The sequence below is a fragment of the Brevibacillus sp. LEMMJ03 genome (assembly GCF_007197875.1).
In the GTDB taxonomy this organism is placed as follows: Bacteria; Bacillota; Bacilli; order Brevibacillales; family Brevibacillaceae; genus Brevibacillus; species Brevibacillus thermoruber.
Genome location: NZ_VKJN01000021.1, coordinates 26,140 through 45,449 on the forward strand (window position 1 = coordinate 26,140; position 19,310 = coordinate 45,449).

Below are 19,310 nucleotides of genomic sequence, written 5' to 3' on the forward strand. Positions count from 1 at the left end.
GCTGAGTTCTCTTACTCTTCGACGACACTGGAGATCGTACCCTGGATGTCGACGTGATCCGGCGTGCAGACAAAGATGTAGTCGCCCACCTTTTGAATGTCTCCGTTCAGCGCGTACACCGTTCCGCTCAAAAAGTCGACGATGCGCTTGGCCTGTTCCTTGTCCACCCGCTGCAGGTTGACGACGACCGGCCGGCGGTGACGGAGGTTGTCAGCGATGTCCTGCGCGTCGCTGTAATGCCGTGGTTCACATAGAATCAACCGAATGCCCTCCTTTTCCCGCGCCTGAAACGGCACCACGTTGCTGGCGCGAGGCGCCGGCTGCCGTTTGGTGAAAGACTCCCGCTCCTGCTCTTCGCGCTCCTCTTCCACCGTCTCTTCGATGTACTCTTCGTTTTCCAATCCCAGGAACCCCATGATCTTGTTCATTACGCCCATGGCCATCCTCCTCTCGTGCGGAGTTACGGTGATTCCGGCTTTACCAGTACCGAACCGAGCCGGATATATGTCGCTCCTTCTTCAATCGCCACTTCAAAATCGTTGGACATGCCCATCGACAGCTCGTCGATTGCGGCGTGCGGAAAGTTCCAGCCGTTGATCCGCTCTTTCCATTCGCGCAGGCCGCGGAACACGGGACGCGCCTCCTCGGGATTTTCGACAAAAGGCGCCATGGTCATCAATCCGACGATCTTTATATGTTTCATATTACTGGTTTCCTGCAAAAAAGCCAATACGTCATTGGGACTAAGCCCAAATTTTGTCTCTTCTCCGGAGATATTGAGCTGCAGAAAACAGGAAACGACACGGTTCAGCGCTTCGCCGCGCTTGTTCAGCTCCTGGGCGAGCGAAAGCCTGTCCAGCGAGTGGATGAACGGAAACTTCCCTACAACGTCTTTTACCTTGTTGGTCTGCAGATGGCCGATGAAGTGCCACGTCCCCAGGTGGCCGTAGCGCTCGAACTTGGGCAGTGCATCCTGCACGCGGTTTTCCCCGATGTGCTCCACCCCGATGGCCAGCAAATCGCCGATCGTGTCGGCGTCGACGTACTTGGTGACGGCGATGACTTTCACCTCTTCCCGCTTCCGGTTGGCCCGGGCGCAGGCGGCCGCGATGCGCTCTTCGACGGCTGCCAGCCTCTCTTTCAGCATTTCCCTCTCTCTCGTCACGATTCGTTCACAGCTCCTTTTCAGACTCTCTCCACCCGATAAACGACGCCATCCGTCCCGTTTTCCCCGCCTCTTTCCGGTGGGAGAAAAACAGGTCGGTCCGGCAGCTTGTACACCATCCCGTGCGCAGCACGCGCTCTGGCGCGACGCCGCATTCCGCCAATATTTCCTCGTTCAGACGGGGCAGATCCAGCATGTACCGGCCGTTTTCCCTGGGAATCACGGCCGCTTCCCAGCGAGCAGCCGCCGTCCGCACCCGTTCCATGATTCGTTCGTCCACTTCGTAGCAGCAGCCGCCGATGGCAGGACCGATCGCCACCAGCAGCTCCTCCGCCCTGCTGCCGTAGTGACGCTGAAACGCCCGCACCATTTCCTCGGCAATACGCGCCACCGTCCCCTTCCAGCCGGCGTGGGCCAAGCCGATCGCCCGCGACGCCGGATCGAGGAAAAACAGCGGCACGCAGTCGGCATAAAAGGACGTGAGCAGCACGCCCGGCTGATCCGTAAGCAGGCCGTCCGTCGCCGGTATCACGTCGTCCAGGCTCTCCCTGCCCGCACCTTTGGTTTTGAACGTCACCTGGCATACCCGGCTGCCGTGCACCTGGTCCGCGCACGTCCAGGCTTCAAACGGCATGCCCAGCTCCGCCGCCAGCTTGCGCCGGTTGGCCACCACGTGTTCCGGGTCGTCCCCCACGTGCAGGCCCATGTTAAAAGAGTGGTACGGCCCTTCGCTCACACCCCCGGTCCTGAGGGTAAACCCGGCCGCCAAGCCGGGAAAGCGCTCTTCCCACTCCCGCAGATGAAGCAGCGCGCCGCCCTCTCTGCCAACAAACGGTTCGTTCATGTTGTCACCTTCCTTATATGGCTTATGATACCACAGCCCAAAAGAAAAGAAAGGCTCTCTCTCGCCTTTCTATGCCCGGTATTCGTCTTCCCCGCTGGTTTTCGCCTCTACCCGCAGCGACTCCTCCAGGCGAACCAGAACGACGTCCTTGCCGATCTTGATGATGTTGCGCCAGGGAATCACGTAGTCGTTGCCCGCTGAAAAGAACCCGAGGAATTTGCCCGGTCCGGGGACGACAATCGCCTCCACCCGCCCGTGGCGCAGGTCTATCTCCAGGTCGGATATCTGCCCCAGCCGCTTGCCATCCAAAATGTTCACCACTTCTTTGGTCTGGAAGTCCGAGATCTTGACCATTTTCCTCACCCACTTTTTCTCCGTTAGTTCAAGTATATGACCGGGCAGACAAATATGCCCCGTGAAAAAGCGGAGAAAGATTGGACCGGCGTCACGGCAAGTCGTTTGCGCCGCCATCCTGGCCGATCAGCTTGGTCAATTGCGGACACACACTTTTCTTTGCCATACATAAGGTATCGTGAGAGGTTGGCCATGCAAAGGAGGTTCTCGGCGGTGGATACAGGCGACACGACCCGGAAACCCAGATTGCTTGATTTTCGCAAAACCATTCATTCCCAATTTGGCGAGGATGGCATCATTGAAAAGATTTTCGAGATCATCGGCACCACGTCAAAAGTATGCGTGGAATTTGGCGCGTGGGACGGCTTCTTTCTGTCCAATACGGCCGCCTTATGGACAAAAGACTGGAAAGGCGTATTGATTGAAGCGGAACAAAACAAGTTTCTTGCGCAGTTGGACAATGTGAGAAACTATTCGTGCGTGCCGATCCTGGCAAAGGTCGGGATCGACGAAGACAACCATTTGGAAACCATTTTGCACCGACGGGGCATCACGGAACCAATCGACCTGCTGTCGATTGACATTGACGGGAACGACTACTACATTTTTCAAAGCCTGACCACCCTCAGACCGCGTGTGATCATCTGTGAATACAATCCGACCATGCCGGCTCATATCGACATCTACCCCGATTACGACAACCACACCGGATGTTCGGTGGCCGCGCTGGTGAGAGTCGCCCGGTCGAAAGGGTATCAGTTGGCCGCGCTGACAGAGGTGAATGCTTTTTTTGTCGTTGAGGAGGAATTTGCGAAGCTTTCGTCATTTGAGACTCGTCTGGAGCAGATCAGAATCGATCGGCACTTGACGTACCTGATCCTGTCATTTTCCGGGGAATACCAATTGGTTTCGCTCCAAAGCGAAATGCCTTTCGAAATCACGGCACCCCTGCGGCACAAATTGCGGGGAACGTTCCATCAGCCCATCCCGCATGTTATCTGCATTAATCCGAAGCGTAAATAAACAGCAAACAAAAACCTCCGTCGCTGTTGGCACGGAGGCGGCATATGATGAGCGTTACGATTGCACGTGTTTTTGCATGTGGGCGATGGCCGCTTTTTCCAGCCGGGAGACCTGCGCCTGGGAAATACCAATCTCCTCGGCCACCTCCATCTGCGTCTTTCCTTCGTAGAAGCGCATCGAGAGAATCATCTTCTCCCGTTCGCCCAGCCTCTGCATGCCCTCGCGCAGGGCGATCTCTTCCACCCAGGTGGCATCCTTGTTTTTCTCGTCGCTGATCTGGTCCATCACGTAGATGGGATCGCCGCCGTCCTGATAGATCGGTTCAAACAGCGAGACCGGGTCCTGGATGGCGTCCAGCGCGAACACGACGTCTTCCTTGGGCACGTTCAGTTCCTGGGATATCTCGGTGATGGTGGGTTCCCGCGAGTGCTTGTTGGTCAGATTGTCCCGCACCTGAAGCGCTTTGTAGGCGATATCCCGCAGGGACCGCGATACGCGGATCGGGTTGTTGTCCCGCAGGTAGCGGCGAATCTCCCCGATGATCATCGGCACGGCGTACGTGGAAAACTTCACGTTTTGGCCGAGGTCAAAGTTGTCGATGGCCTTCATCAGTCCGATGCAGCCCACCTGAAACAGGTCATCCACGTACTCGCCCCGGTTGTTGAAGCGCTGGATCACGCTCAGCACCAGCCGCAGGTTTCCGTTGACCAGCTTCTCCCGCGCTGCCAGTTCGCCGCTCTGCAGGCGTTCGAACAGGTCCCTCATCTCTTTGTTGGTAAGCACCGGAAGCTTTGAGGTGTCCACCCCGCAAATCTCTACCTTGTTGCGCGTCACGTCTTTCCCTCCTCGAAGCAAGAAAGTTCCCAACCCGGTTGTCTTGAAAGGCCGCGTACCGACGCATGGCCGGATGAAAGAAAACTCGGCGATGGCCGAGCTTCCGGCGAGAGCGGAGCCGTGTGAAGGCGGTAGTACGAGCAAGTGGCGCTGCCACTGTCTGGCACGGTTTAGGAACAGTATCTCCTTCGACTGGGAAAATATGCGCTACACCATTTTGTTGAACTCTTTTCGCAACCGTTTTATAATTCGCTTTTCCAGGCGGGAAATGTACGACTGGGAGATGCCCAACAGATCGGCGACGTCCTTTTGCGTCTTCTCTTCTTCGCCCGCCAATCCGAAGCGCAGCTCCATGATGATGCGCTCCCTCTCCGTCAGCTTATCCAGCGCTTTTTTCAGCAGCTTGCGGTCCACCTGGTCTTCGATATTCTTGTAAATGGTGTCGTTATCCGTCCCCAACACGTCGGAGAGCAGCAGTTCGTTGCCGTCCCAGTCGATGTTGAGCGGTTCGTCGAACGACACTTCCGAGCGGATCTTGTTGTTCCGCCTGAGGTACATGAGAATTTCGTTTTCGATACAGCGGGAAGCGTAAGTGGCCAGCTTGATGTTTTTCTCCGGATCAAACGTGTTGACCGCCTTGATCAAGCCGATCGTCCCAATGCTGACCAGGTCCTCGATGTTGATCCCCGTGTTCTCGAACTTGCGGGCGATGTACACGACAAGCCGCAGGTTGCGCTCGATCAGCATGCTGCGCACGGCGGGATCGCCGGACGGCAGCCGGCTCAGGAGAATCTCTTCTTCTTCTCTGGTCAGCGGCGGCGGCAGGGCTTCACTTCCCCCGATGTAGTAGATCTCTTCGGCGCGTGCACCAATCCACAGCAGGAAACGGTACCAGAGCAATTGGAGTTGTAGGCGAAGTTTCACATACATACTAGCCCTCCTGTTCGCGTAAGGGAGTAAGGTTTTGGTCATCGCTTTGTATGATGGCGGGGTGCACGATGGCTTGATACCGGCCGTCGGCGGCCAACGGGATCGGATTGAGACCGATCAGCACTTTCCTGGTACAGTAGCGGGCGCCGTTTTGCACGATGATCACTTCGTCCGGCTTGACGGCGAGCAGAACATCCATCCCCCGGGACACGCTGCGGTAGGGAATCAGCCGCAGCCGCGGCTGCCATTCCGCGGGCACCTGCTCGAAGAGGCCGTCCAGGTTTTCCCATGCCGTCGGGCCGCCGGCGATCCGCTGGCGAAGCGAAGCCGGCAGGATATGGGCAACCAGTTCGCTCTCCACAATCATCACCGGCTGGCGGGTAATCGGCTCGTGGAGCTGGTTGCCGGTGTCCACCAGTCCGCGGCAGACGACGCGTTCCCCTGCGATCGTCACCGTCACCTCGGCGAGGAACGCCTCGATCCGTCGCGGCTCCTGAACGGCATGGTAGCTCTTCCGGCTGAGGACGCAGACGAGGGAAAACCCCACGGCAAGAACGCCCAGTGTCGGCTTGAACCCGATGCCGAATCCGTCGCTGTGGAGGGACACCAACCCGTTCAGGATCTCGTTGTGCGAGGCGAGGAAATACTGCAGGCCAAACACACCGCCGCCGAAGATGAAGGCCACGAAGTAGAAAATGGCGAGATTTTGCAGGAAGGCGCGCAGTCTTCGATTGCCAAACGCGATCCACAGCATGAGGACGGAAAACAGCAGCTTGACGGTCCACTGGTACATCGAGGCGAAGGAAGGGAGAAAGAAAAACACCAGGTACACAGACCCGAACAGAGAAGCCAGCAGGATCCTCCACCATATTACCCGCTCTTTGCGAAAATAGGCCGTAAACCAGAGCAGCAAGGTATCAATGGCCATATTCAGGAGTAGAATGATATCGAGATAGACGATCACTCTGCCTTCACCCCCGCCCGGCAAAGACAGTATATATCAATGTGTATGTAAAGTCTGTCAATTCTTGACCGTGTTTTTTCGGATTTTTTGTAGAAGGGACCAAGCGGACTGCGGGCGGTTTCGGACGGGGCGCATGACCGAAAGCAAACGGAAAGGGCTGTCGTTACAATGCGTACGACAGCCCTCAGTCTGAAAACAAACCGATTGTACCGAAGGAGAAGCATGTTTCCAGGCAGAGCGACTTGTGAGCCCTACCGAGCGGAGCAGCGATTTGCGGGAAAAAGGAGCGCCACCTCTGAATGGGCTGCGTAGCGATACGACTTTGGCGCTCCCCCGCAAATCGGTGAGGAGCGTGCAGTCTGGGCTTCCCTGTTGGGCGTTAACTGGGCCCCGCCGAACGCGAGCGTTAGCTTGTGTTCGGTGGGTAAAGCAAGGAGCGGATGACGGAAACGTGCTTCTCCCCCCAGCAGTCACGTTGTCTACACACTGAGGGCTGTCGCTACGATACGCACGACAGCCCCTTTTTTCGTTTTGATCGTCACAGGCGAAAGGCGCGCGATTTCAGCTCCACCGGAATGCCCGCCGTCACCAGAAACACCTGGTCGCTCGCTTCCGCCACCCGCTGATTCATGATACCGGCCGCATCCCGGAACATCCTGCCGAGCGGATTGTCGGGAACGATGCCGTACCCCACCTCGTTGGAGACCAGGATGATCGTTCCCGGAAACGACCGCAGCGCTTCCACCAGTTCGTCCACCTTTTCCAGCGTGTGCTCCATCGGCTGATCCCGCTCATGTCTCAGCAGCCAATTAGAGAGCCAGAGCGTCAGGCAGTCGACCAGAACCACGCGCTCGCCGGAGCCGATCGCCGGTTCGGAGGAGAGCCGGCGCAAAATGCCGGCGAGGTCGTACGGAATCTCAAACGTCTCCCACGAAAACGGCGACCGCTCGCGGCGCTGACGATGGCGGCGTACCCTCTCCCGCAGTTCCTCGTCAAAAACGGGGGACGTGGCGATGTACACCCCTTGTGAACCGAGACGGGCGGCGTACGCTTCCGCAAACGTGCTCTTGCCGCTCCGCGCGCCGCCTGTAACCAGCACGATCATGACGATCCCTCCTTTTTTCGGACACGCCCGCGATGAGCCGCTATTCGCTTCCCGATTGCAGCAGGATTTGCGGCGATTGGCGCACCGGGTGATCAATTACGATCGGCTGGGTGCCGTACACTTCCCGAATCACATCGGCGCGCACAATCTCCCGCGGGGTTCCGATCCGGCACGGCCGCCCCTTTTGCAGCAGGAGGAGCCGGTCGCAGTACAGCGACGCCAGATTCAAATCGTGCAGGACGGCGATCACGGTCACCCCCTCCTTTCGCTGCCAGGCGCGGACCATATCCATGAGCTGCACCTGATAGCCGATGTCCAGGTACGTCGTCGGCTCGTCCAGGAGCAGAAGCCGAGGCTGCTGGGCCATCGCCTTGGCCAAGGCCACCCGCTGCTTCTCTCCCCCGCTCAGCCATTCCAGCGTGCGGTGCTGCAGGTCGCTCAATCCGAGCATCTGGATGATTGCGTCAATCAACTGGGCGGCATCCTCCCGCTCTTCCCCGAGCCAATTCTGAAACGGAAACCGACCCATTTCCACCACGTCCCTGACCGTAAAGCCGACGGCCGGCAGGGGCTCCTGCTGCAGCACGGCAATCCGGCGGGCCCGCTCCTTGCGCGAGTGCGCTTCGATCGGCCGGCCGTCCAGCCAGATGTGCCCCGCATCGGGAGATTCGACGCCGGACAAGAGCTTCAACAAGGTGGATTTCCCGCTGCCGTTGGGGCCGATGATGCCGAAACATTCTCCGCTTTCCACCGAAAAATGAACGTCGTGCAGGACCGGAATGCCGTCGTACGCCTTTCCCACTCCGTCGACCCGTATCATCCGTCTACCTCCTCGCCAGCCGTTTGTTTTTCTTCAGCAGATAGGCAAAGAACGGCGCGCCCAGAAAGGCGGTGACCACCCCAAGCGGAATCTCCGTCGGGGCCAGGATCGTTCGTGCCAGCGTGTCCGCCCACAGCACATACGCGCCACCGTAAATCACCGACAACGGCAGCAGCAGGCGGTAGTCCGGCCCCGCCAGCAGGCGAACCAGATGGGGCACCACCAATCCGACAAAGCCGACGACCCCGGCGATGGAGACGGCAGCGGCGGTCAGCAAAGCGGACACGCACAAGACCACCAGTTTCGTCCGTTCCACATGAACCCCTAGGTGAGCGGCCTGCCGTTCGCCCAGCGCAAACAGGTTTAACGTCCGGCTGTAAGCGGCCAGCACGACCAGTCCGCCACAGAGGTAGGGAACCAGCACGGACGAAAACGCCCACCCCCGGTACGCCAGGCTGCCCATCAGCCAGAAGACGATCTCGTTCACTACCTGGTCGGAGAGCGAGACCATGAACGAGACCAGCGACCCCAGGAACGCCTGGATAACGACGCCCGACAGCAGCAGGGTTTCGACGTGAAACGTGCCGTTCGTGTTGGCCAGCCGGAGGACCGCCCACAGACTGCCCATGCCGGTCAAAAAAGCGGCGATCGGAACGGTCCATTGGCCAAGCAGGACAAACTGGTAGCCGAACAGGATGAGGAAAGCGGCGCCGACGGCAGACCCCGAAGCGACTCCCAGCGTGTAGGGATCGGCCAAAGGATTGCGCAGAACGCCCTGAAAACCGGCGCCGGCCAGCGACAGACAGGCCCCGACGAGAACAGCCAGCATGATACGGGGAAAACGCACTTTCATCACGATCTGCTCGGACGACGCCGGCCAATCGACGGGGACATGCTGGCCGATCACCGGAAGCTGATGAAGCAGGATGGCCCAGACCTGCGAGAGGGGCAGTTGGGCCGCTCCCAGCGACAAGCTGACCACGACCGACAGGAAAAGGAGCAGGCAGCCTGCTCCTCCCCACAGAAACAATCGCGTTCTCATCATTTCACCCGATCCGGGTAAATCGCTTTGGCCACCTCATACAGCCCCTGGGTGATCCGGGGGCCCGGGCGGGACAGCAGATTCTGGTCCACGCCGACGACCCGCTGATCGCGAACGGCCTTCATCTTGTCCCAACCGCTCCGCTTGCGGATGATCTGCTCCAGGGTCTGGCCGCTTTTCTCATCCGTCACGCCGCTCGCGTACAGAATCACGTCCGGGTCTTCTTTCAGCACCTTCTCCTCGCTGATCGGATTCCAGCCTTCCATGTCGGCGGCGATGTTGACGCCTCCCGCCAGCGTGATCAGCTCGTCCATGAATTCGCCCTTTCCGACGGTCCAGCCGGGCGCGAATTCGACGTACACCTTTTTCCGCTCGTTCGGCTTGACGTCCTGCACGGCGTTTTTCACCCGCTGGATGTCTTCCTTCATCCGCGCGACCACCGACTCCGCCTGTTCCTGCCGGTTGGTAATCTGCCCGATCAGCAGGATGTTGTTCATGATGTCCGCCGTCGTGCGGGGGTTGGTCTTCCAGACGACCAGGCCAAGCGAGCGCAGCTTTTCCGCCACCTGGTCCTGCATGGAAATACCCGTAATCACCAGGTCCGGCCGCTGGGCGATGATCGCCTCCTCGTTGGGGTTGACCACGCCCCCCACTTTCGGCTTGGCTTTGGCTTCCTCAGGGTAATCGTCGTAGTCAGAGACGGCCACCACGCGGTCGCCAAGCCCCAGGGCAAACAAGATTTCCGTTTCGGCCGGGGACGTGGAGACAATCCGCTCCGGGGCCTTGGCAAAGGTATGGGCGGTCCCGGTCGCATCCTTCACGGTGAGGGGATAGCTCGTCTGTTTGGCGCCTGGAGAAGTTGTCTGGCCGGACTTCTGTTCTGTGCCGGCCGCCGCCGGCGTGGGCGCCTGGTCCGGGCCGCCCGCGGTTTGTCCGCTGCCGCCGCAGCCGCCAAGCAGCGCCATTACCAGCGCACCCATTACGAGCCACAGGGATCGTTTCATCGTTCACTCTTCCTTTCCGTATGTATGAAAACCTTCTGACAGCCTGCCGCAAAGCGAAAAAACCCTTTGCATCCGCCGGGAAACAAAGGGTCAGCAAGCACCCGCTGCCGGAACACGATTCGATGGGACGTACGTCGAGTCCGTCTGTCATTATATCATTGGGGCGGCAAAAAAAGAAGATACACGGCACAGGGAAACCTGTCGCCGCATATCTTCTCCCTCCGGCTGCCCTACGCAGTTTGTACACCGCCCGGGACGGAGCCGAGCGCGAACCGGACCGCCGGGCGCGAAGCCTTTCCCTTCCGCACCGGCAGCCGGCTCCGTCCGCTCCCGTTTACCCAAGACGTTCTGCGCGGCTGGCACCTCCATACGCGAATGCCTGGCCGTCCTCCCCGATGTACAGATGCTCCGGGTGGGGATGGCTGAGAAAGTCGTGGTGGGAAATGGCCCACCCGTAGGCTCCGGCGTACAGGAACAGGACGATGTCGCCGATCCGCACGCGGGGGACGGGGACGTCTTGGGCCAGCACGTCTTTGGGCGTGCACAACTGGCCGACGACGCTGATCGCCGCATCGGTCCATTCCGTGCGGGGATAGGGATACGCCCACTCTTCCCGGGGGATGATCCGGAACGGATGACTGTGCTGCCAGGAGGCCGGCAGGCGGAAGTGATGGGTGCCGCCGCGGATGACGGCATACTTTTTACCGTGATTTTCCTTGAGGTCGATCACCTCGGCGGCGTAGTAGCCGCAGGAGGCGGTCAGGTATCGGCCGCACTCGAATACGACGGTGACGCCGGGCGGACACTTGGCCGCGAGCAGGGGGCCGAGGCGGGCGGCAAAGTCGTTCCAGCGAAACTGCCTTCCCAGGTCGGCATAGTTGACGCCGATGCCGCCGCCGACATTCAGGCAGGTGACGGTCAAACCGAACTGCTCGATCCAGCCCGTCAGCCGGTCGAGATAGGTGTCAATCAGGTGGAGATGCTGTCCGTGGTCCAGGTTGTTGGAGATCGAATGGAGGTGAAACCCTTCGATCCGAACGGACTCGTACTGCCGGGCGATCCGGATCACATCCGGCAGCCTGGCCTCGTCAATGCCGAACTGCGTGGGACGGCCGGCCATCGCCAGCGTCGCCTGCGGCAGCGGACCGCGCAGGTTCACCCGCAGCAGCACGGGCATTTGGATGCCGCGTGCGGCGGCGATGTGGGCCACCTTGTGCAGCTCATGCTCGCTTTCCACATGGATCAGGCTGACGTTGTGGCGCATCGCCCCATCAATCTCCTCGCGGGTCTTGCCGGGACCGCCGAAAATGATCGGGATGTCCGGAGCAACCGCCCTCACTTTTTCAATCTCCCCCAAGGAGGCCACTTCAAAGCCGTGGACGATGCCAGCCAGGGCCTCCAGGATCGGACGGCTGGTGTTGGCCTTGACGGCGTAAAACAGCCGGCACGACGGCGGGAGCGAATCGATCCGCCGGGCGGCATGACGGCGCAGGTGTTCCAGATCGTACACGAACGCGCAAAGCGGCCGGTCGCTTTGCCGGTGCTCACGCATCCGTTGGTGCAGAAGCTCTATCACTTTTTCCATGAAGCCCCTCCTGATTGATTGATGAAATGGATTGGCGTGCCGGACATGCGACGGCGTTTCTGCCCCGCCGCGGACAGCAGCGTGCAGCGTTGGCCGTGACCGGCAGCGCGTGGGTATCCCTGACAAAGACGCGCACTTCCGTGACGACATCCTTGCGATGGTCAAAACTGGAAGGTACAAGATCAGTTTAATTGATAATGATTATCGATGTCAATTGTAAATCCGGACAGCTTCCATTGTTGCAATATTCTGTTGATAAACGGCATTCAGGTCGCCCAACGAACATTCCCTGGGACGAGGTTCCGCACGTTCTCGGGATTTGGCATGATGCGGTAGGCATCTACCGTTGCCGTTTTCCCCCAGCCTGCATGTTATATAGGAAACGGCATTCTCGAAAGGCGGTATTCCCTTGCGAAGAAAACGGCAAAAACAGCACACCCATTCCATCGACTTCATCCGCTTCGCCGACACCCCGGAACACATTCATGCCTATTCGACCCGAACCAGTTTCAACAACGGGCACCGCCACCAGGTGCAGGGACGGACGTCGGGTCCCTACCGGGGGACGGGGCGGGGTCACGTCCACTACTACGAAGGCGTCACCTCGTTTGACGATGGCCACGTTCACTATTTCCGCGGATGGACCGGTCCGCCCATTTCGCTTCCCGGCGGCGGCCATTATCACACATTCGCGGGCGACACGACGCTCAACGACCGGCATATTCATTCCTACCGGGGCCGCACCAGCGAAGGCTACCGCTGACGCACCAGCGAAAGCTACCGCTGACCCGTCCCGCTGTCCCGTCGCAGAAAATCGAAAAAAACCTTGTCCCTTTTGCGGAACAAGGTTTTTTCTGTCTTTCCCTATTTTTTGTTGCGACGGCGGTTGCGCAGAAACGCCGGGATGTCCAGGTTGTCCAGATTGCTCATGGAGAAGAACGATTTTTCTTCTTCCTCTTCCTTGCTGCGGCCCGTATTGGCATTGGAGATCGGCGTCGGACGGTTGGTCGCGATCGGCTGCTGGGTACGACGGGCTGCTGACGCCTGTTTTTGGTTGTCTTCAAAACCGGTGGCGATGACTGTCACCACAATCTCGTTCTTCAAGTCCTCGTTGATGACGGCGCCGAAGATCATGTTGACGTCCGGATCGGCAGCGGACGACACGATGTCGGCGGCTTCGTTCACCTCGTACAGGCTGAGATTGGTACCGCCCGTAATGTTCATCAGCACGCCGCGAGCGCCGTCGATGGACGTTTCCAGCAGCGGGCTGGAAATGGCACGGCGAGCTGCCTCGGCCGCACGGTTTTCTCCGCTGCCCACCCCGATGCCCATCAGGGCGGAGCCGCGTTCGGTCATGATCGTCTTCACGTCGGCGAAGTCCAGGTTGATCAGGCCCGGCACCGCAATCAGGTCGGAAATGCCCTGCACGCCCTGGCGCAGGATGTTGTCCGCCTCGCGGAACGCTTCCAGCATGGGCGTGTTTTTATCCACGATTTCCAGCAGACGGTCGTTCGGGATCACGATCAGCGTGTCCACTTTTTCCTTCAGTGCGGCAATGCCCATTTCCCCCTGCATGGCGCGCTTGCGCCCTTCAAACGAGAAGGGACGGGTGACCACGCCTACGGTCAATGCGCCCAGTTCCTTGGCGATTTCAGCGACCACGGGAGCGGCGCCGGTACCGGTACCGCCGCCCATCCCTGCCGTCACGAACACCATGTCCGCGCCGCGCAGGGCGTTCTCGATCATTTCGCGGCTCTCTTCCGCTGCTTTCTTGCCGATTTCCGGGTTGGCCCCGGCACCCAGACCGCGCGTCAGCTTCTCCCCGATCTGCAGCTTGATCTCGGCGCTGGACAGTTGAAGAGCTTGCGCGTCCGTGTTCAGGGTGATGAATTCCACTCCTTTGACGCCGCCGGCAATCATGCGGTTCACCGCGTTGCTTCCGCCACCGCCGCAACCAATCACTTTAATTCGCGCAAAGGATTCCATATCCATATCAAATTCCAGCATCTTGCTAGTCCTCCCCAATTCAACTTGAGAAAAGCTTCGGCTGATGAAGCCTGCGGGCAAAACGGCAGACGCCCGTATTGTTTGGCCGTGTGCGGGATATTGTCAATCCTCTGCCGTTTCGCCCGATTGGAAATGTTTTGCGGTTGCAGTCGGTTAGATAAACTCGCTGAACCAGTTTTTCACTTTCTCCATGAAGCCGCCGCCTTCCTTCGGTTTGGAAACGGCCTGCTTCTGCGCCCCTTTAAACGGAGCGGTGTTGTTTACGCTGCGCCGCTCCATCTGCTGCAGGGCGTACTGAATCAGACCCACGCCGGTGGTATAGGCGGGATCCCGTACCCCGATGTAATCCGGGATGGCGATGCGGACCGGCGCGTCCAGTTCTTCCTTGGCCAGTTCCAGCATGCCCGGCATCGCCACGGTTCCCCCCGTGAGCACGTACCCGCCGGCGATTTCGTCGCGGAAGCCCAGCTTGTACACGGCCTCTTCCACGAGGTTGAAAATCTCCGCTGCACGCGGTTCGATGATCGTGGCCAGATCCACCTGGGTAAACTGTTTTTCCACATCGCTGCCGATGCGGGTCACTTTAAACGTGACGTCGTCGGAAGCTTCGTCAATCAAGGCGCAGCCGTGCTTCATCTTGACCCGGTCGGCCACGTCGGTATGCGTACGCAGGCCAAGCGCAATGTCATGGGTGATATGGTCGCCACCGATGCCAATGACGGTGGTGGCAGCCAGTTTCCCCTGTTTGAATACACCGATGGTCGTGGAACCGGCACCGATGTCGACCAGGACGACACCCATGTTCTTGTCGTCCTTGGAAAGCGCCACGGTGCTGGAGGCAAGCGGCTGCAGGAAGATTCCCGCCACGCGCAGGTTGGTGCGTTCGGCGCAGCGCACAATGTTATGTACGACCGTCTTGAGTCCGGTTACAATTGTTCCTTCCATTTCCAGCCGGACGCCGATCATGCCGCGCGGATCCTTGATGCTGCCTTGTCCGTCCACGATGTATTCATTCGGTACGACCTCGATAATTTCCCGATCAGGCGGAATGGCAACAACTTTCGCTGCCTGAATGACGCGTTGAATGTCTTCCTCTCGTATTTCACGGTCCTCGCTGGAAACAGCGACAACCCCTTGAGTTTCATGCAGCTCAATGTGGTTCCCGGTAATACCGACATACACTTCGTCAATCGATACTCCTACCATGCGTTCCGCATGGTCAACAGCTTCCCGGATGGCATGCACGGTTTGGTCGATGTCGACGATCACCCCTTTTTTGATCCCTTCGGAGTGAGCCTGACCGACACCGATGATGTTGATGGAACCGTTGTTGACCTCGCCAATCATGACGCGTACTTTGGACGTTCCAATATCTAGGCTGACGATAAGTTCATTACTTACCAAACCTGTGACACCTCCCCTGCTACGACTTTCGTCTTCGAGTAGTGAATGCATCTGCGTATTTTATTCCACACAGGACTACCATTCCCTTTTTTTCATCATGAATTTTTGTAAAAATATGACCTTCCTCCCAAAAAGCGCCCTACTCCTGCTCGTTGATCCAGCGGGACAATACGATCCGGCGGATGACCGCCAGGTTGTTGAACAGGCGGACCCCAAACGCAACGATGGCGGCGAGGTACAGGTCAATGCCCAGAAAACCGCCCATAAAGGCCAGTCCGGCCGCAAACAGCGTGTTGAAAAAGAAACCGGACATGAAGATGCGCACGTTGAACGTACGTTCCAGGTACGAGCGGATGCCGCCGAAAATCGTGTCCAGTCCGGCCAGGAGGGCGATGGAGAGGTAGCTAGCGTATTCCTGCGGCACGCGCCAATCCAGCAGCAAGCCGACAGCGATGCCGACGATCAAACCGACGAGCGGGAGCCACATGTTACGAATCTCCTTTTTCTTTGACAGGTTTCATGTATTGGATGACGTGCGGCTCACGATTGGCGGGAATGATGAGCTTGTCCCGCTTCTCGGCCACAATGGTCTTGTTGGCGAGCTTGAAATTCTCCTCCACGCCCTCCAGCTTCAAGGCGGACAGGAGCACATCCGGCTCCCCCAGCGCCTTCAGTTCATACGGCGGCTGAATCGTCTTCGTGTCGATCTGGATGGCGTCGCCGACCAAGCGGATGGACGTTGTGGCGATCAGGCGGTGTCCGTTGATGGAAACCGCTTGCGCGCCGTTGGCAAAGAGGATGTTGACCAGCCAGCGCAAATCCTCGTCGTCGACCGTATAGCCGCCTGCAGCCGGTTCGTGGGGGGACCCGTCCACCGCCGGATCGGCCGGCGGCTGCTGGGCTTCCACGATCCGCAGCACAATCCCTTCTCCCTCCACGCTGACCATGCCCGCCATGCGGCGGTTGCGCGCCAACTCTTCCTTCATGACCGAGATGCTCTCGTCTTCGTTGAGAGCCGTCTCGTACTGATAGTAGAGTTGGTTGTATTTGGAAATATCGGCCAGCAGATTCTTGTGTCTTTCTAACTCTTTCTGCAGCGTCGTGCGCAGTTCTGCGATGCTGCGGGACTCCTTGTGCACCGGATGCAGGTTGCTGCGAAGCTGTACCGTCAACATAACACCTATGATAGCACTAATAAAGGCAAGAATAAACGTGATTTTACGGCTTTTTTGCGACATGGGAAACGCTTCCTTCGCTAGGAGTGTTTGGTTTTGGCGTCACCGACAAAGGCAGGCAGGATCACCTTGTCCTTTTTTGCCACCTCGATCTGCACGAAATCCCGCAGCGTCTGCAGGACGCCGCCCGGCAGATTGAGGGCGCTTTCCAGCGTGTTCGGATCGCCGATGGCCGTAATGACGAACGGGGCGGCCGACTTGATGCCGTTGACGATGATCGTGGGGCCGACACAGCGGATGGACGAGTTGCTGACCAGCCGCTGGCCGTTGATGCTGATCGCTTCCGCTCCGGCGGCCCGCAGTTCGTTGACCACCAGGCGCACATCCTGCTCGTGGACGATGTAGTTGGTCACGTCGGCGCTGTTCGCCGCATTTTGACTGTCCTGCATCGTCACGACGACGCCCGGTCCCTCGACCGGCACGACACCCGCCATCATCCGCGCCGCTTCCAACTGGCTGAGAATCTCCGCCGCTTCCGACTTGCGCTGAGCCATCGCCTCCTCCACCTTGCCCACCTGACGCTGCAGGTCCAAGAGCTGGTCCTCGAGCTGGCGGTTCTGCTCCTTTTCCGCCAGGATGCGCTCGTTGAGCTGTGTCTCCTGCTGAAACTGCAGGTCGTTCAAACGTTCCGTCCGCAGCAGTTTGGTCGTTTCGATCGAAGTGGCGACGAGAAAGCCGGTGCAGAACGTGACGATGGTTAAATACAACTGAAACTTGTGGCGACCCATTGGCTGCTTCCCCTTTTACACGATACTAAGACTGTGGAGGCTGTGCTTCACCGGACTGCAGCGGGATCGGCGCATCCGGAGTTCCGTACGGCACGAACCACGGCTGCTCAAACAGGGAGAGCACTCCCTTGACGCCCTGCGGCAGTTCCTTGGCGATCGTCGGATACCAGTTGAGCATGGTGTCCAGTTTGTACAGCACGCTTCGCACCTCGTTGCCGTCGCGCATGTACAGCGTCACGCGCTGCTTGTCGTACACCGTGGGCGTCAGCGCGATGTCGGAGATCTCGCCGAGCACGCCCGGCGACATCTTGGCCAGCGCCTTCGCGAGCTGCGGGAGCAGTTCCGGTGCCGACCAGGAACTGATCAGCGGCCTGTCCACCACGCGTTTGGCAAAATTGACCTGTCTGAGCACCCGCCCGTTCTCCAGCAGCGGGTAGCGGCTGCCGTCCTGTCCGTTCCAGAACGCGACGCGCCGGTACTCCTGCACGTGCAGTCGGATCACGCCGGGAAAGGAACGCTCGACGGACACCTCCTTGATGCCTTCCAGCGGCTTCAGGCTTGTCCGCACATCGGATTCCCACACGTTGAGAAACTGCATCCCGATGACCAGGCCGGAGTTTTTCACAATTTGCTCGGCAGGGTAGATATCGTTGCCGTACACCTGAATCTGCTGAACCTTGCTGTATGGAGAGCGAATAAACACGATGATGAGAACGATCAGAAAGAACAGGCCGAGCAGAAACACCAGCTTGCGATTGCCTCTGCGCCTGGGGCGCTGTTCCTTGACATGCGGAATGCGTTCTTCGTATACCGCCATGAGCCTACCCTTCCTCACTAAACAAACTGTCGCGCGCGCAAGCCCGAAACACCGAATGCGCGGCGTCTTCGTACACACGGTTTCTACACAAAAAATGGATGGTCATGGAATATCTGACACCATACAAAACAGGGAAAGCGGCATAGCCTTATGCCGCTTGTCACTCTGCAACCTTACCTGAGCTATGTCGACGTGCGGGTGATTTCGGCGCCGAGCTGGCGAAGCTGCAGCTCCAGCCGTTCGTACCCGCGGTCGATGTGATGAATCTGCGCAACCGTGGTGGTGCCTTCCGCGGCCAACCCGGCGAGCACAAGCGCAGCGCCTGCCCGTAAATCGGTTGCTTCCACGCTCGTTCCCGTCAGCTTGTTGACGCCGCGAATGATCGCGGACCCCAGGTCGACGTATACGGAGGCGCCCATTCGCGCCAATTCGTTTACATGTTTGAACCTTCCCTCAAAAATGGTTTCCTTGATGACGCTCGTTCCCCTGGCCTGCGCCAAAAACACCATCAATTGCGCCTGCAAATCCGTCGGAAACCCCGGGAAGGGAGAGGTGATGATCCGTTCGTAGGCGCGAGGACGAGTCGTACTCTTGACTTCCATTATATCATGGTAGGTCTTGATTTCAACACCACAGCTACGGGCTACCTCGATCAGGGCGGTGAGATGTTCGGGAATGGTGTTGGTCAGCTCGATATGTCCCTGGGCGACGCCGGCCGCCAGCAGAAAGGTGCCCGTCACGATCCGGTCCGGAATGATCCGGTAGCTGACCGAACGCAGACGCGGAACGCCGCTGATCTCGATCGTATCGGTGCCGGCGCCGCGGATCCGCGCTCCCATGGCGTTCAGGAAATTTTGCAGGTCTACAATCTCCGGCTCACGCGCCGCGTTGCAGATGCGGGTCGTCCCCTTGGCGAGCACTGCCGCCATCATGATGTTTTCCGTCGCTCCCACACTGGGAAAGGACAGAAAGATGTTGGCCCCGCGCAGCTGCTGTGCCCGAAACGTGATGAAGCCTTCCGCTTCTTCGATTTTCGCGCCCAGTGCGGTCAGTCCCGCCAGGTGCAGATCGATCCGGCGCTCCCCGATATCGCATCCGCCCGGTCTGGATATGGTTACCTCGCCCAGGCGAGCGAGGAGCGGCCCCGCCAGAAAAATGGAAGAACGCATTTGGCCCATCAGTTCATCTGGCACGTGCGGTACGGAGACAGACGTCGTATCCAGATCAACACATCCGTCCGCATGCTTCGCCTTGGCCCCCAGGGCCGTCAGGATCTGCAGCATCACCTCGATGTCCTTGAGGTGGGGAACGTCGTAGATATAAAATTGCCCTTCCGTCAAAACGGATGCGGCAAGGATGGGAAGGGCAGCGTTCTTTGCTCCTTGGATCCGAAGCGAGCCGGACAGAGGTCTTCCGCCTTCGATCGTAAAAGTCTCCAAACTTTCACCT

Annotated in this window: 21 protein-coding genes; 2 read left to right on the top strand and 19 right to left on the bottom strand. The window is 58.9% G+C overall.

Going from position 1 to position 19,310, the window contains the following annotated elements:
* Window positions 1–11 precede the first annotated feature (11 nt).
* The 4 genes from FOI68_RS19975 to FOI68_RS19990 form a co-directional block, all read right to left on the bottom strand.
* Window positions 12–437 carry a cell division protein SepF gene (locus tag FOI68_RS19975; protein WP_044899409.1) on the bottom strand — a complete coding sequence of 142 codons (426 nt, stop codon included), beginning with the start codon at window positions 435–437 and terminating at the stop codon, window positions 12–14.
* 23 nt (window positions 438–460) lie between these two features.
* Complete coding sequence (locus tag FOI68_RS19980; RefSeq protein WP_143864090.1) at window positions 461–1,165, bottom strand: YggS family pyridoxal phosphate-dependent enzyme; 705 nt, start codon at window positions 1,163–1,165, stop codon at window positions 461–463.
* A 7-nt stretch (window positions 1,166–1,172) separates the two neighbouring features.
* Window positions 1,173–2,009, bottom strand: coding sequence for a peptidoglycan editing factor PgeF (gene pgeF / locus FOI68_RS19985; RefSeq protein ID WP_143864091.1), 837 nt, complete (start codon window positions 2,007–2,009; stop codon window positions 1,173–1,175).
* 69 nt (window positions 2,010–2,078) lie between these two features.
* Window positions 2,079–2,363, bottom strand: coding sequence for a YlmC/YmxH family sporulation protein (locus FOI68_RS19990; RefSeq protein WP_029099969.1), 285 nt, complete (start codon window positions 2,361–2,363; stop codon window positions 2,079–2,081).
* 213 nt (window positions 2,364–2,576) lie between these two features.
* Between FOI68_RS19990 and FOI68_RS19995 the strand changes: the two genes are divergently transcribed.
* Window positions 2,577–3,386, top strand: coding sequence for an FkbM family methyltransferase (locus FOI68_RS19995; protein ID WP_185973986.1), 810 nt, complete (start codon window positions 2,577–2,579; stop codon window positions 3,384–3,386).
* A 54-nt stretch (window positions 3,387–3,440) separates the two neighbouring features.
* Here the strand turns inward: FOI68_RS19995 and sigG are convergent, their stop codons facing one another.
* The 8 genes from sigG to FOI68_RS20035 form a co-directional block, all read right to left on the bottom strand.
* The gene (gene sigG / locus FOI68_RS20000) at window positions 3,441–4,220 is read right to left on the bottom strand and encodes an RNA polymerase sporulation sigma factor SigG (RefSeq protein WP_029099968.1); all 780 of its coding nucleotides are present in this window, start codon (window positions 4,218–4,220) and stop codon (window positions 3,441–3,443) included.
* A gap of 207 nt (window positions 4,221–4,427) precedes the next feature.
* Entirely contained in the window at window positions 4,428–5,150 is a 723-nt protein-coding gene (sigE, locus tag FOI68_RS20005) for an RNA polymerase sporulation sigma factor SigE (protein WP_029099967.1), read from the bottom strand.
* 1 nt (window position 5,151) lies between these two features.
* A complete protein-coding gene (gene spoIIGA, locus FOI68_RS20010; RefSeq protein WP_044899405.1) occupies window positions 5,152–6,114 on the bottom strand; it encodes a sigma-E processing peptidase SpoIIGA in 963 nt (320 codons plus the stop codon).
* A gap of 538 nt (window positions 6,115–6,652) precedes the next feature.
* Entirely contained in the window at window positions 6,653–7,219 is a 567-nt protein-coding gene (gene cobU, locus FOI68_RS20015) for a bifunctional adenosylcobinamide kinase/adenosylcobinamide-phosphate guanylyltransferase (protein WP_044899404.1), read from the bottom strand.
* 40 nt (window positions 7,220–7,259) lie between these two features.
* The gene (locus FOI68_RS20020) at window positions 7,260–8,039 is read right to left on the bottom strand and encodes an ABC transporter ATP-binding protein (RefSeq protein ID WP_029099964.1); all 780 of its coding nucleotides are present in this window, start codon (window positions 8,037–8,039) and stop codon (window positions 7,260–7,262) included.
* 4 nt (window positions 8,040–8,043) lie between these two features.
* The gene (locus FOI68_RS20025) at window positions 8,044–9,081 is read right to left on the bottom strand and encodes a FecCD family ABC transporter permease (protein ID WP_035295223.1); all 1,038 of its coding nucleotides are present in this window, start codon (window positions 9,079–9,081) and stop codon (window positions 8,044–8,046) included.
* On the bottom strand, window positions 9,081–10,085 hold the full coding sequence (locus tag FOI68_RS20030; protein WP_143864093.1) for an ABC transporter substrate-binding protein: 1,005 nt from the start codon (window positions 10,083–10,085) through the stop codon (window positions 9,081–9,083). Before FOI68_RS20030 ends, FOI68_RS20025 begins: the two co-directional genes overlap by 1 nt.
* A 334-nt stretch (window positions 10,086–10,419) precedes the next feature.
* A complete protein-coding gene (locus tag FOI68_RS20035; protein ID WP_143864094.1) occupies window positions 10,420–11,670 on the bottom strand; it encodes a type III PLP-dependent enzyme in 1,251 nt (416 codons plus the stop codon).
* 409 nt (window positions 11,671–12,079) lie between these two features.
* Between FOI68_RS20035 and FOI68_RS20040 the strand changes: the two genes are divergently transcribed.
* Window positions 12,080–12,433 (top strand): YmaF family protein, encoded by a 354-nt coding sequence (locus FOI68_RS20040; RefSeq protein WP_143864095.1) that lies wholly within the window; start codon window positions 12,080–12,082, stop codon window positions 12,431–12,433.
* A 101-nt stretch (window positions 12,434–12,534) separates the two neighbouring features.
* On the opposite strand, the gene ftsZ is transcribed toward FOI68_RS20040, so the two are convergent.
* The 7 genes from ftsZ to murA form a co-directional block, all read right to left on the bottom strand.
* Window positions 12,535–13,677 (bottom strand): cell division protein FtsZ, encoded by a 1,143-nt coding sequence (gene ftsZ / locus FOI68_RS20045; protein WP_029099960.1) that lies wholly within the window; start codon window positions 13,675–13,677, stop codon window positions 12,535–12,537.
* A gap of 153 nt (window positions 13,678–13,830) precedes the next feature.
* The gene (gene ftsA, locus FOI68_RS20050) at window positions 13,831–15,081 is read right to left on the bottom strand and encodes a cell division protein FtsA (protein WP_029099959.1); all 1,251 of its coding nucleotides are present in this window, start codon (window positions 15,079–15,081) and stop codon (window positions 13,831–13,833) included.
* A 139-nt stretch (window positions 15,082–15,220) separates the two neighbouring features.
* A complete protein-coding gene (locus FOI68_RS20055) occupies window positions 15,221–15,568 on the bottom strand; it encodes a small basic family protein (RefSeq protein ID WP_029099958.1) in 348 nt (115 codons plus the stop codon).
* Window position 15,569: 1 nt separating this feature from the next.
* Window positions 15,570–16,319: a DUF881 domain-containing protein gene (locus tag FOI68_RS20060; protein WP_143864096.1), complete on the bottom strand. Its 750-nt coding sequence runs from the start codon at window positions 16,317–16,319 to the stop codon at window positions 15,570–15,572.
* Window positions 16,320–16,336: 17 nt separating this feature from the next.
* Complete coding sequence (locus FOI68_RS20065; protein ID WP_143864097.1) at window positions 16,337–17,044, bottom strand: DUF881 domain-containing protein; 708 nt, start codon at window positions 17,042–17,044, stop codon at window positions 16,337–16,339.
* Window positions 17,045–17,069: 25 nt separating this feature from the next.
* The gene (locus FOI68_RS20070; RefSeq protein ID WP_044899399.1) at window positions 17,070–17,861 is read right to left on the bottom strand and encodes a cell division protein FtsQ/DivIB; all 792 of its coding nucleotides are present in this window, start codon (window positions 17,859–17,861) and stop codon (window positions 17,070–17,072) included.
* Window positions 17,862–18,043: 182 nt separating this feature from the next.
* On the bottom strand, window positions 18,044–19,300 hold the full coding sequence (gene murA / locus FOI68_RS20075) for a UDP-N-acetylglucosamine 1-carboxyvinyltransferase (protein WP_029099954.1): 1,257 nt from the start codon (window positions 19,298–19,300) through the stop codon (window positions 18,044–18,046).
* Window positions 19,301–19,310 lie beyond the last annotated feature (10 nt).

Coding starts and splice junctions, on each gene's coding strand:
- FOI68_RS19975 (WP_044899409.1), bottom strand. CDS start 437: ATGGGCGTAATGAACAAGATCATGGGGTTCCTGGGATTGGAAAACGAA.
- pgeF (WP_143864091.1), bottom strand. CDS start 2,009: ATGAACGAACCGTTTGTTGGCAGAGAGGGCGGCGCGCTGCTTCATCTG.
- FOI68_RS19990 (WP_029099969.1), bottom strand. CDS start 2,363: ATGGTCAAGATCTCGGACTTCCAGACCAAAGAAGTGGTGAACATTTTG.
- sigE (WP_029099967.1), bottom strand. CDS start 5,150: ATGTATGTGAAACTTCGCCTACAACTCCAATTGCTCTGGTACCGTTTC.
- cobU (WP_044899404.1), bottom strand. CDS start 7,219: ATGATCGTGCTGGTTACAGGCGGCGCGCGGAGCGGCAAGAGCACGTTT.
- FOI68_RS20020 (WP_029099964.1), bottom strand. CDS start 8,039: ATGATACGGGTCGACGGAGTGGGAAAGGCGTACGACGGCATTCCGGTC.
- FOI68_RS20025 (WP_035295223.1), bottom strand. CDS start 9,081: ATGAGAACGCGATTGTTTCTGTGGGGAGGAGCAGGCTGCCTGCTCCTT.
- FOI68_RS20030 (WP_143864093.1), bottom strand. CDS start 10,085: ATGAAACGATCCCTGTGGCTCGTAATGGGTGCGCTGGTAATGGCGCTG.
- FOI68_RS20035 (WP_143864094.1), bottom strand. CDS start 11,670: ATGGAAAAAGTGATAGAGCTTCTGCACCAACGGATGCGTGAGCACCGG.
- ftsZ (WP_029099960.1), bottom strand. CDS start 13,677: ATGCTGGAATTTGATATGGATATGGAATCCTTTGCGCGAATTAAAGTG.
- FOI68_RS20055 (WP_029099958.1), bottom strand. CDS start 15,568: ATGTGGCTCCCGCTCGTCGGTTTGATCGTCGGCATCGCTGTCGGCTTG.
- FOI68_RS20060 (WP_143864096.1), bottom strand. CDS start 16,319: ATGTCGCAAAAAAGCCGTAAAATCACGTTTATTCTTGCCTTTATTAGT.
- FOI68_RS20065 (WP_143864097.1), bottom strand. CDS start 17,044: ATGGGTCGCCACAAGTTTCAGTTGTATTTAACCATCGTCACGTTCTGC.
- FOI68_RS20070 (WP_044899399.1), bottom strand. CDS start 17,861: ATGGCGGTATACGAAGAACGCATTCCGCATGTCAAGGAACAGCGCCCC.